Below are 12810 nucleotides of genomic sequence, written 5' to 3'. Positions count from 1 at the left end.
GAATAAGCTCTTTAGCCAGCCTGTTTTGGCACCAAGCACCAAAGAAACTGAAAAGATTCGGTGAGCAACGTTCCGAAGGATGACAACTCCATCGTGTAGCGTCAACGCGTTTCTTCACGACCCGTGCCGTAGTTGACGGTCGTGACGGTGAATTCTCGACCCCGGTTCGGGTAGCTAATTACTACAGTTCTTTCACATTTCACCCGGCCGAGCCGGTTGTACCTGCAAAATCGAGCTCCCGGGGCCACCGTAGTGGCCCCGTACAGCTACTCGCACCGATAACACTCCGGGCTCCACTCGATCATCCGGGTGATGTCGATGATAAGGTCATAGACTGGATTAGGGGTAGCGTATCGGTACTTCTATGGCCGTATTGGACTGTGGGAATAGCTTGAGTATTGCATATCATCCGGCCAGGTCATGTGCACCACGATTCCTCTTGCGAAATTTCAGTGTTGATCTTCGTGACGCCATCGTGATAGAAGTCGTTATCGGCAAAAGTTGACGCTCATACAGGAGGACATAGGCATCGTGGAATGGCGAGCACGAGGACAGTATCGGCAATTCGGTCATGATCAGTTTTCCGGTGAAATATATTGAGAGCATGGACCATGCAGTATATCGTCGTTAGCAGTACTGAAGCGCTGACGAAGACTATCGTCGACGAAATGAATCACCCCGGCGCACGTTGTCACGATCACCATTGCAGTCGAACCGGTTGACGCTGGGATCGTCAGGAGCTCGTCGTCATTTGCGCAAGGGAAGACGGGATAAATATCGAAATGTTGGCTAGCAAGGAAAGCCAATTCGAACGTGCGGTAGTGGCCGACTGGCTAACGACTTGCTGCACGAAGCGGTAGCTGCCAATAACGACCTTAGCGCAACCCGCGACGTAGCGGCACCGTCAATCGTCGAGAGATGTCCAGTCCAAACCACCCACCCGTTAAAGCAGCCGGCATCGAATTCGTGATCGTGTGCCGAGGCGCCATATAACAAGACCCTACATGAGATTTACGTTGAGCTTACACCTGTGGCAGTGACTCATGGCAAGGACCCCCGTAAAGCGAAGTGGTGACTTGTCCGGAACGGGATTTGCCGGTGCGCGGTAGTAATTGGACCGCAATGAGCAGCACCGCAGACGAGATGGCCAGTCGCAGCATCGATTGCACGACGAACCACGCAACGTTCACATCGGCCGCCACTGCGGCGAGCGCTCGATGCTACGCACATCCTATGCGACGATGCCAAGTCGATGTTATTTCGCATGTTGGCCGCGACGCTACCACTCAAAACTATTAGCTCAACGGTTTCATGACGACGCCATCGCCACCCTAGCCAATCTGACCGTCATGGTGGCAGCCTGATGTGGCGCAGCCCCCCTGAACTCCAAGGCGTGGACGGTGGCGATGACACTGGACTTTAATTGCGCCAGCACGAGTCACCGATGTAATCAGAGTGGCCAGATATTGCGGCTTGGCCGGTCATTGGTCAACCACAAGGCCAAACTGCTCGCCAAGGCGCTTGCCATCTATACGGTCAGCTGACGCATGGGCCGGCTTAGTGATCCACGCTTGCCGAGCGTAATCAATTGGTACGGTTGCCGCACTACAGATCAAACGGATTCAAACAATTGACGAGATTGCCGTCTGGATTGTAGTAGCTTAGGGATAATACAATCCTGAAGGCAATATCGAAGAAATTTTCTTGGCTTGCTCCGCCCCGCTATTCGGGCTCTATCGTTGCGGACTAAAGCGTAACCTCATTGGGTTTGCCGCTGGGGACGTCGAAACAAAACCACGCAAGAACACATGTTTGGTCACAAATGGACTGTCCCAGATGCGGAGCAACGACCTGGCAGACGTCTGCCTTTACATCGGGGAAGGCCTCGGCCGCCCATGACGGTTTTACATCCAGTCTCGTCCTGGATAACGTGCTTGAAATTATCGATGAAGGTAAGCATCCCACAGTCGGTGTGGTGAATCAGGATGATCTCCCGAGTTCCGAGCAATCGCTGGCTGATAGCCAGCGAGCGGATGACGTGGGCCTCTCCTCGTTGAGGGCCAGCAGGCGGTAGACGTCAAGCCGCGTATCCATACATGCGACCACTGCGACATGTTTGCTCGACAGCATCGGAAGCGACCTTAAGAGGATGCTCGCACATTTAACATTGTTAGCCAGATAATCATCTAGTAGCCATCATGCAAACTTCTTCTAGCATCGCAGTATGGAATTTGCTATACTGATCAATGTCGCTATAGATTTTAACAATTGATTACTCGGATTTCACGCATGAGCATCAGCTCGATTAGAATGGTCCAGCCTGGGGCACCGTCGTGCTGCGCGACGCCGGCCACTACAGCAGTGCTGTGCGATGTCACTATATTCCTGTTAACTCGCTAATCTGTACCAATGCGACACGAGCGGGATGATCAGCCATGATGCGCTTTTTGGCGCGCCGATTACTCAACTACGTCGTGCTGCTAGCGCTGGCATCGTTTCTGACCTACTGCCTAACTTCAATGGCTTTCGCGCCGCTGGACAGCCTGCTGCAGCGCAGTCCCCACCCGCCGCAAGCCATGGTTGACGCCAAGGCCCATGCACTCGGCTTGGACAAGCCCATACCGATTCGCTACGCAAACTGGGCGTCGCACGCCATACGCGGCGATTTCGGCACCACCATCACCGGACAACCGGTGGGCTCTACGCTGGGCCGTCGTGTTGGAGTCAGCCTGCGGTTGCTGATCATTGGCTCCTTGACAGGCACGGTACTGGGCGTGACGGCCGGAGCATGGGGCGCTATCCGCCAGTACCAACTCAGCGACCGCGTGGTCACCTTACTGGCGTTGCTGGTGCTCAGCACACCGACATTCGTGATCGCCAACCTGTTGATCTTAAGCGCGCTGCGGGTGAACTGGGCCTTTGGCATCCAACTCTTCGACTACACCGGAGAAACGTCGCCAGGCGTCTACGGTGGGGCGTGGGCTCACGTAATCGACCGGTTGCGGCATTTGATCCTACCCACGCTAACGCTGGCGCTGGTTGGTGCCGCTGGATACAGCCGATATCAGCGCAACGCGATGCTCGACGTCCTCAGCCAGGATTTCATTCGGGCGGCCCGCGCCAAAGGACTCACTCGTCGACGCGCACTGCTGAAACACGGATTGCGCACCGCACTAATCCCGATGGCTACCCTGTTCGCTTATGGGGTCGCCGGGCTGGTCACCGGAGCCTTGTTCGTCGAGAAGATCTTCGGCTGGCACGGCATGGGTGAATGGATGGTGCAGGGTGTCGCTACTCAGGACACCAATATCATCGCGGCCATCACGATCTTCTTCGGCACGGTCATACTGCTAGCCGGCCTGCTCTCCGATGTCATCTATGCAGCACTTGATCCGCGGGTCCGAGTTTCGTGACCCTCACCGAGGGCCTATCCATTTCGGAGAAAACAAATTTCGCTTCTCGGAAAACCTTGGTGCTGCGCCGGTTTGCGCACAACCGAACCGCGTCGGTGTCTCTAATGCTGTTAGTACTGCTGTTCGTCGCCTGCTATTTGCTGCCGTCGCTGCTGCCCTATTCCTACGACGATCTTGATTTCAACGCGCTGCTGCAGCCGCCGAACACCCGGCACTGGCTGGGCACTAACGCGCTGGGGCAAGACTTGTTGGCACAGACACTGCGTGGAATGCAGAAATCTATGTTGATCGGTGTCTGTGTGGCGCTTATATCGACCAGCATCGCCGCCACCGTAGGGTCGATCGCGGGTTATTTCGGGCGCTGGCGGGATCGGGTGCTGATGTGGGTGGTCGACCTATTGCTGGTGGTGCCCAGTTTCGTCCTCATCGCCATCATGTCACCCCAAACCAAGAGTTCGGACAACATTATGCTGCTCGTTCTGCTACTGGCCGGCTTTGGCTGGATGGTCAGCTCTCGCATGGTGCGCGGCATGACCATGAGCTTGCGCAAAAGCGAATTCATCCGTGCCGGTAAGTATATGGGCGTCTCCAGCCGTCGTATGATCGTTGGCCACGTGGTACCCAACGTGGCATCAATCTTGATTATCGACGCCACACTCAACGTGGGCTCCGCCATCCTGGCCGAAACTGGTTTGAGCTTTCTCGGTTTCGGCATTAAGCCGCCGGATGTATCTTTAGGGACTTTGATCGCCAACGGCACTCAGTCCGCAACCACGTTCCCTTGGGTGTTCTTGTTTCCAGCCGGCGTGTTGGTGGTAATTCTGGTTTGCGCCAACCTTACCGGCGATGGTTTGCGCGATGCGTTCGACCCGGTCAGCAAGCACCTACGGCGATGAGCCCTCTACTGGAAGTAACTGACCTGGCCGTCACGTTCGAAACAAATGGCGAACCAGTGACCGCGGTGCGCGGCATCAGCTATCGCATCAACGCCGGAGAAGTTGTAGCCATGGTCGGTGAATCGGGTTCGGGTAAGTCCGCGGCGGCGATGGCGGTAGTGGGCTTGCTTCCGGAATACGCTCAGGTGCGCGGTTCGGTTAGGCTACACAACACCGAACTCGTAGGACTCGCCGACAAGACAATGTCGCGGTTTCGCGGCAAAGCGATTGGCACCGTGTTCCAAGATCCGATGTCTGCGCTAACCCCGGTCTACACCGTTGGTGACCAGATCACCGAGGCAATCAAGGTGCACCAGCCGCGAGTGGGAAAGAAAGCTGCCCACCGACGCGCCGTGGAACTGCTTGAGCTAGTTGGAATTACGCAGCCAGATCGTCGCGCTCGCGCCTTTCCGCACGAATTGTCCGGTGGTGAACGGCAACGAGTGGTCATAGCCACCGCTATCGCCAACGACCCCGATTTGCTGATCTGCGACGAGCCCACCACCGCGCTGGACGTCACCGTGCAAGCACAGATCCTAGAAGTGCTCAAGACGGCGCGCGACGTCACTGGCGCCGGTGTGCTCATCATAACCCATGACCTCGGTGTGGTCACCGAGTTCGCCGACCAAGCGCTGGTAATGTACGCCGGCCGAGTCGTCGAGTCAGCCCAAGTAAGTACCCTCTACCGGGAGCGCCAGATGCCCTACACCGTAGGGCTGTTGGGCTCGGTACCTCGGTTGGACGCTACACAGGGAACCCGGCTAGTTCCAATCCCCGGTGCGCCCCCTTCGTTGGCCGGCCTCCAGCAAGAATGCCCATTCGCACCGCGCTGCCCACTGGTAGTCGACGAATGCAGATTGCGCGAACCAGAATTGGTCGAAGTCAGGGCTGGTCACCGCACAGCCTGCATCCGCACCGACCAGGTCAGCGGGCGTAGTGCCGCCGACATCTACGGCATCAACACCGACACTCGCACATCAGCAACCAGCGATTCATCGGTCGTGGTGCGGGTACGGGATCTAGTGAAAACATACCGGCTAACTAAGGGTGTGGGGTTGCGCCGCGCTATCGGCGAAATCCGCGCAGTCAACGGTGTAAGTTTCGAGCTGCAACAGGGTCGCACCCTTGGCATCGTAGGTGAATCCGGATCAGGTAAGTCGACGACTCTGCACGAGATCCTAAGACTCGCTGTACCACAATCAGGATCGATCGAAGTGCTTGGCATCGATGTAGCCACCCTCAACCGGGCAAGCCGACGATCGATGCGACGCAACATCCAAGTTGTGTTCCAAGACCCAGTCGCGTCGCTGGACCCGCGACTACCAGTCTTCGAACTAATCGCCGAGCCTTTGCACGCAAATGGTTTCAGCAAGAATTATACTCAAATGCGTGTCGCTGAGCTGCTCGACATTGTGGGATTGCGCCGCGACGACGCAACTCGTTATCCTACTGAGTTCTCCGGAGGACAGAAGCAGCGCATCGGTATCGCGCGAGCGCTGGCATTGCAGCCCAAAATTCTGGCATTCGACGAACCGGTGTCCGCACTCGACGTATCTATCCAAGCTGGCATCATCAACCTGTTACTTGACCTCCAAGACCGGTTAGGACTGTCGTACCTGTTTGTTTCCCACGACCTTTCGGTGATTAAACATCTCGCACATCAAGTCGCCGTGATGCTCGCCGGTACCATTGTCGAGCAAGGCGACAGCCACGATGTCTTCCGCAATCCGCAGCACGATTACACGCGGCGGCTGCTGGGCGCGATACCACGACCAGAGGTCGGGTGATTATGCTTAGCAGGATCGTCGCGGCGTTGCTGGTGGTCGGCCTGATCCTGACCGGATGCTCCGCAAGCAACCGCCTTGTCCCCTCTGCAGCAAGTAACGCTGCGCTCGGCAAAACCAGCGATATCAACCCCCAGGATCCGGCCACGCTAAAAGATGGCGGAAACTTGCGGCTGGCACTGACCGACTTCCCGGCAAACTTCAACATCCTGCACATCGATGGCAACAACGCCGAGGTCACCTCAATGATGAAGGCCACCATGCCACGAGCGTTCATCATCGGTACTGACGGTTCGACGACTGTCGACACCAACTACTTCACCAGCATCAAACTCACTAGCACTTCCCCGCAAGTGGTCACCTACACCATCAATCCAAAGGCGGTCTGGTCCGACGGCACGCCGATCACTTGGAGAGACATCGACCGCCAGATCCACGCCAATAGCGGCAAGAATAAAGCATTCGAGATCGCCGGAACCAACGGCTGCGAGCGAGTAGCATCAATACGCCCCGGCGCCAACGATCGGCAGGCCATCGTGACCTTCGCCCAGCCATACGCCGAATGGCGCGGCATGTTCGCCGGTAATGGCATGCTGCTGCCCGCCACAATGACCGCCACACCCGAAGCGTTCAACAAGGGCCAGCTCGACAGACCAGGCCCGTCAGCCGGTCCGTTTATTGTGTCATCACTGGATCGAACCACACAACGAATCGTGTTGACCCACAACCCGAAATGGTGGGGGACACCACCCCGCCTGGACAGCATTACCTACTTGGTCCTCGATGACGCCGCACGGCTACCAGCGTTGCAAAACAACACGATCGATGCGACCGGAGTCGGCACGCTAGACCAGCTGACCACCGCACAGCGCACCAACGGCATCTCTATCCGGCGCACCCCGGCCCCCCGCTGGTCTCACTTCACCTTCAACGGAGCCGTTGGGTCCATCCTAGCCGACCAAGGGCTGCGCCTCGCAGTGTCCAAAGGCATCGACCGGCGGACCATCGCCAAGGTAGTTCAGTACGGCTTAGCCAACAATCCCGAGCCGTTGAACAACCACGTCTACGTCGACGGGCAGGAAGGCTACCAGGACAACAGTGGCGTTGTCGGCTACGACCCGGAGCAGGCGCAACACGAGCTCGATGCCCTGGGCTGGAAGCTCAATGGTCAATTCCGGGAGAAGGACGGCCGTCAACTAGTCATCCGCTATCTGTTCTACGATGCGCAAGGCAGCCGAGAGTTTGCTCAGCTCGCCCAGCACAGCCTCGCGCAAATCGGCGTCAAACTTGAACTCCAAGCCAAAGCCGGCAGCGGCTTCTTCACCAACTACGTCAACGTGGGAGCTTTCGATATCGTGCAGTTCGGCTGGGTCGGCGACGCATTCCCACTGTCAGCGCTCACCCAGATTTATCAATCCGACGGAGAGAGCAATTTCGGCAAGATCAGTAGCCCGGCAGTAGACGCCGCGATCGAGCGAACGCTGGCCGAACTAGATCCCGCTAAGGCGCGCGCGTTGGCCAACGAAGTCGACAAGCTGCTCTGGGCCGAAGGGTTCAGCTTGCCGCTCACCCAATCTCCGGGCGACGTCGCCGTACGCAGCACGCTGGCCAACTTTGGCGCGGCCGGCTTCGGCGACCTGAACTACACCGCCATCGGATTCATGCAGAACTGAGGCGGCTGCGCAGCGACATTATCGCCGGCAGAGCACCCTCAACTGCGGCAGCCAGGTCGATCACCTTCCACAGCAACCGCACGACCGGACACGTCGGGAACACATCCAGCGTCGCCGACTGGCTGGCCAAGCCGTTGAATTCGCCACGTCATACCCCGTCGGCGATGGACAAGTGCCGCGGGTACACGAAAGTCCGACACACTATGTGCGATAGTCGAGAGCGCCAACAGCACTGCATTCGGCAACAGCGACACGACACACCTTGGCCACCGCATGTGGTGTGACGAAATGACGGCCATCGGAAAACAACCATCGTCGGCCAAACGAATTTCGGCAATTCGGTCACCAAGTTACACAGCTCGTCCTCAAAAGCAGCCACGTTGGTAGCTTTTTCACGTATCGCTGCGGCAAATTCTAGCAGAAAGCTATCAGGTTCAACGGCGTAATCGAGATCGCGGAATGCGATGCGGTTAACCAAGTCGATTTCGTAATGGTATGGTACCGTGCGGTTAGCAACCGTGACAAACCAGGACAGTAGCTGCCACAATAATTGGACCACTGAGCAACAGGTCGAGCTAGCCATCGAGCAGAGAAACCCTGCCGTAAGGAGTGGCATCGCGCACCACCACGATATCACCCCACGACAATAACGATAACGGCGAATCGAAGATCATCGCGGGCACCTTGCCAAAATAACGGATACCAAATCCCGCCGCGGTATAGGTGCTGTAGATGACAGCCAAGTTCACCTGGGCGTCATCAAGCACCGCGGCAACATAGTCGACGACCTGATTGACGGTGAGTACTTGGGGCAGTAGGTCAGCCCCCAAAGTCGTCGTGGCGTAACATCCCTACACCCACGGTGGTTCGATCATGATGACATCGATACCGACAGCGGCGTCCCGACACCACTGCCCTTTGTCCCTTTGTATACGCCCCTCCCGGGATGATTACCAGCGGGTACGCAAACTTGCAGCTGGTGCGCACGTAGTGCAGATCAAACCCTTCGGCACTGCCCGACGAGATCGGCCGACGCACCGATCTCGCCGGGCAGTCCTGCTAGCTTTTCGCGCATCCGGCGCTTGGCGTTCATCCTTATCGAGGTCGGACCACCATTGGTCCTATTCTGCAGAGATCGTCCACCATCTTCTGAGCAGAGGTAAGCTGAGCGGAGCGGTGCTGAACAGTTAAACGTTGAGATCGATACGGTGCGCTCCCGTGAAGCCATCGTATCGGTCGGGACTACATGTCAGCACGATCACCTGTCCGTGTGCACCCACGGTGTCAAACATCTCCCCCATCTTGGCCAACCGGTCCGGATCGGTGAATCCCAGCGCATCGTCGACCACCACCGGAACGTTATCTTCCTTGGCAACTAAGGTGGCGCCGGCGAACCGCGCCAGGATGCCGAGTTGCTCTTTGGCGCCGCCTGACAGGGACTCGAAAGGCACCGTAATGCCGTCAAGGGTGCGGCTGCGGATCCGCAAGTCACTGTCGATGTCGACCTCGAAAGTGGGCCCAAACACCGGTCGGCCCAGCCGTTGCAATTCTGTGCGGTAAGGCTCGACGTAACGCAGCCGTGTGGTGTCACGGTGGCGTGCCATTACCGAACGCAGCAACTGTGCGGCCCGCGCTCGACGGCCGATCTGCGTGTGCTGGCTGATCGCGTGTTCACGCTCCGCCTCGGCGGTGTCGAGCTTGCCTTGCCTCCCCTCAGTACCGAAGACCGAGAGTTCGATGCTGATCTCACGCAATGCGCCAGCAGCATCTTCGTGTTGATCACGCAACGACTCGGCTGCCGCAGTGGCAGCCACCAATTCGGCGGTCACCGCTTCCGGTTCCGCGGCGACCAACTCCTCAGTCAGCTTGGCGACCCGTTGCTCTGCTATTTGCACCGCCCGCAGCCCGGCTTCCGCAGCCGACGCCAGGTCTTCATCGCTGACTGACGCCCGCTGCTGGGCCAACTGGTCGATGTCCTGATCGAGTTCGGCTCGTTGAGTTTCCGCTTTTTTCAATAAAAAATTTGCCCGAGCTGATGTTTCGACAAGACGGCAATTTGCAGCCGCTGCGGTACGACGACAAACCTCGCGTTCAAAGTCGACGGCCGCACGAACCGTCTCGGCCGCTTCGAGTTCGGCACGGGCAGAACCGATGTCCACCGCTAAGAGATCAGGTTCACCAGGGTAACCGTCACGTAACTGCTCCAGCCGTGCCCGCAATTGGTCGATCTGATCATCACCACACACGCCGGCCAGAGCAGCACTCAACTGATCAAGGCTACTTTGCAATTCACGGCGCCGCTGGTTGGCGCATCGCGCTGCAGCAAGATCAACGACACCACCGTCAGCCAGAGCTACGGATAGCTCTTCTTGTGCTGCAACGTATTTGGACTGAGCATCGAGTGCTGTAGCACCAGGTATCACGCAAGCAGTCAGAACACCGAGAACCTCGACTTCGGTGGGTCCGGTGGCTGTTGTCGACCAGCTTTGTCCTGCCTCCAAAGACACTCGTTGCTGACCAACGCTGATTTCAATGTCAGCGGTGGCTGTGAATTCCACCGCCGCCGAGATCAACTTCAGCTGTTCACCAGTGCGATCCACTATGGCTGCGGCATTTTCAATACGCTGCAATAACTGCTCGGTCAACGTGACCGCAGATAACTCGGCGCAGATTAGGTCGCGCTCACCCTGGATGGCGTCGATTTTGGCCAGCCGGGTGCTCAACCGATCCGCCTCCTGACGGTCAACGAGCTGGTCGACAGTGCTCCGGGCGATATCAGCGCGCTGTTGGGCAGCCATCAGGGCCTCAGTAGACTCCTCGACTGCTGCATCAGACGCCTCAGCATCAGCACGCATCGTCGACACCGCGTCGACGGCTTCTTGAGCTTCGTCCTGAGTGGCAGCAAGAACGACAGCGCGAGTGTCGATTTCGGCGAGCAGCCGCAGCCGCGAAGTATGAGCAGCTACTGCTGCGGCATTCGTTGCGGTTGCTGCTGCTGCAACTAGCTCAGCTTCACGCGCTTGGCGGGTGAGAACTGCGACTTTGTCGGCAGCGGCCTGAGCAACGGCCAACCGAGGTCCAGCAGCGAACCGTTGTTGCGCCAGTCCGGCTACACGTTCAGTTAGAACGGCATGACGACGCACCCGGTCGTCAACCTCGGCGACCGCTGCGGCACACTCCCCCACCGCAGTCTCAGCGTCGGATAGTCGGGAAATCGCGACAGCCCACTCCCCGGTAGGACGTCCGGTCGAAGTGAAGTAGCGCCGATACTCGGCTTCGATCCGTTCGATAAGCAATGGCTCGGTGCCGGACAACTCGGCGTGGTCACCTGCGGCGAGGTCAAGCGCACGTGACAGCGCATCACAGCCAGACAGATCCACCGCGGCGGTCGACGCCGCCTGCAGCACCCGTTGGGCATGCCACAAATCGTTGTCGACCGTCTCAGCCAACATCGCCCGGACCCGCTCGTGCGCTTCGTCGCCGGTTAGTTGTTCGCGGTGCGGTGCCAGTACCGTCAATGCCGTCTCGCATTTTTTATTAAAACGCTTACGATAGACGAAGCGATAAGTGCCGCTGCTAATTTCGGCGCAAACCTCGGAGCCAATATCGGCGTTAGCCGGCTTGACTTGCTTGACTTCCTTTTTCGTCGACCGGTCCCGAAATTCCAGTAACAGGTCTAACGCTTCGATCATCGATGACTTGCCAATCTCGTTGGCTCCACACACCAAAATCACACCGCGGTCGGGAAACTCAATCTCCCGGCGCGCGGTACCACGGTAATTCGTCAACGCCAGCCGATGCAGCTTCATGCCACTCCCCGATCAGCGAGCCGCAACAGTAGTGCCAGCGCCGCCTGGGCATCGATAGCCGATTCAGTGTCGCCTTCACGTGCGGTAGCGACCAGCTCGTCGACGGCGGCAGCCGCAAACCCGCCGATGCCGATGTCAGTAAATTCGCCGTCAGCGGGTATCACCGCTAAGTCACTGCGGCGTTCCCAGAGACCTAGCCACGCGAATAGCCGTGCATATCTGTCCAGGCAAGCATCCAACACGGCGCGGTCGGTTATCGTGAGCGAACCGGTCAGGGCGAGCCTTACCACACTGCGGTCCTTGTCCATCATCTGATCTAGATTCATGTCAAGATCCGCGATGTCCCGGCCGTTATCCACCTGCCAATGCAATGTGAAAAACCGCCAATGACCGACATGTCGGGCCGTCACGGTGACGGGGCGGCGCGGGTCATTTTCATCGATCTCGACGACCAGGACATGGCCAGAGTTGGATTCGATGTCGTCAAAGTTGGTGACTTCCGGGGAGCCGGAGTACCACACCCGACCACTGCTGCCGACCTGGGTGAGCGAATGCCTGTCTCCTAGGGCCACGTAGTGCACCGCGCCGCCGGCCAGCGCATCGTCGATCCCAGCGAGTCGGATCAGGGAGGGTTTGTCGCGATCCGGGTCAAACACGTCGATACTGCCGTGAGCAACGAGCACGCGCGTGACGATGTCCGCCGTCAATCCCCCCAACATCTCGGCGACCAGGTCCGTGGTCGGGGCCTTGGACCGCCATGGCGCAGCGACGATCTCGAGTCCGGGCCGAACCTGATGGACACCGGCCCGGTCAAGCACATTGATGTTATCCGGGCATTCGGCGGTAAACAGCGCGCTGGTGTACACCGACGACGCGTCCAGCGGATCGTGGTTGCCTGGCAGCAGGTAAACCGGAATACCGATGGCGCGTATGGCCTCCAATGATTGGCTGACCACCTGCGGCGCGAGTTGGTTGTGTTCGAAGACGTCACCAGCCACCACGACAAACTCGGCACCTACTTCCGCAGCCAACGCACCGAGCCCGGCCACCGCGTCGCGGCGGGCCGCCGAGTACCGCGGTTGGGCATCACCGGCAAGGAAGTGCCGAGTCATGCCGAGCTGCCAGTCGGCGGTGTGCAGGAATCGCATTCCGTCTCCCCTGAGCAATTTGCGTAGCTGTAAAAACAACGTGAGTCT

At 58.3% G+C, this 12810-nt stretch carries 7 protein-coding genes and 2 pseudogenes; 5 read left to right on the top strand and 4 right to left on the bottom strand.

Translation table 11 applies throughout. The annotated features are described in order from the left end of the window. Positions 1 to 1310 precede the first annotated feature (1310 nt). A pseudogene (locus ML_RS18815) lies at positions 1311 to 1544 on the top strand (hotdog domain-containing protein); the annotation flags it as partial. 202 nt (positions 1545 to 1746) lie between these two features. Here ML_RS18815 and ML_RS15640 read toward each other — a convergent pair. Continuing rightward, positions 1747 to 2178 (bottom strand): annotated as a pseudogene (locus tag ML_RS15640) (beta-class carbonic anhydrase). Positions 2179 to 2435: 257 nt separating this feature from the next. Here ML_RS15640 and ML_RS05590 point away from each other — a divergent pair. From ML_RS05590 to ML_RS05575, 4 genes are read left to right on the top strand one after another with little or no spacing between them, the layout of a single operon-like run. After that, on the top strand, positions 2436 to 3413 hold the full coding sequence (locus tag ML_RS05590) for an ABC transporter permease (protein WP_010908144.1): 978 nt from the start codon (positions 2436 to 2438) through the stop codon (positions 3411 to 3413). Positions 3414 to 3433: 20 nt separating this feature from the next. Continuing rightward, positions 3434 to 4309: an ABC transporter permease gene (locus ML_RS05585; RefSeq protein ID WP_172591961.1), complete on the top strand. Its 876-nt coding sequence runs from the start codon at positions 3434 to 3436 to the stop codon at positions 4307 to 4309. Continuing rightward, positions 4306 to 6135: a dipeptide ABC transporter ATP-binding protein gene (locus tag ML_RS05580; protein ID WP_010908142.1), complete on the top strand. Its 1830-nt coding sequence runs from the start codon at positions 4306 to 4308 to the stop codon at positions 6133 to 6135. Before ML_RS05585 ends, ML_RS05580 begins: the two co-directional genes overlap by 4 nt. Positions 6136 to 6137: 2 nt before the next feature. Then, positions 6138 to 7805, top strand: a complete 1668-nt coding sequence (locus ML_RS05575; RefSeq protein ID WP_041323775.1) for an ABC transporter family substrate-binding protein — start codon at positions 6138 to 6140, stop codon at positions 7803 to 7805. A 575-nt stretch (positions 7806 to 8380) separates the two neighbouring features. Here ML_RS05575 and ML_RS18810 read toward each other — a convergent pair. From ML_RS18810 to ML_RS05560, 3 genes are all read right to left on the bottom strand, one after another. Further along, a complete protein-coding gene (locus ML_RS18810; RefSeq protein ID WP_414085530.1) occupies positions 8381 to 8635 on the bottom strand; it encodes a hypothetical protein in 255 nt (84 codons plus the stop codon). Between the two features lie 357 nt (positions 8636 to 8992). Further along, positions 8993 to 11614 (bottom strand): AAA family ATPase, encoded by a 2622-nt coding sequence (locus ML_RS05565; protein WP_010908140.1) that lies wholly within the window; start codon positions 11612 to 11614, stop codon positions 8993 to 8995. After that, positions 11611 to 12762, bottom strand: a complete 1152-nt coding sequence (locus ML_RS05560) for a metallophosphoesterase family protein (RefSeq protein ID WP_010908139.1) — start codon at positions 12760 to 12762, stop codon at positions 11611 to 11613. The genes ML_RS05565 and ML_RS05560 overlap by 4 nt, the downstream gene beginning before the upstream one ends. Positions 12763 to 12810 lie beyond the last annotated feature (48 nt).

This window comes from Mycobacterium leprae TN (genome assembly GCF_000195855.1).
GTDB classification, from domain to species: domain Bacteria; phylum Actinomycetota; class Actinomycetes; order Mycobacteriales; family Mycobacteriaceae; genus Mycobacterium; species Mycobacterium leprae.
This window is presented reverse-complemented; position numbering and strand designations above follow the sequence as displayed.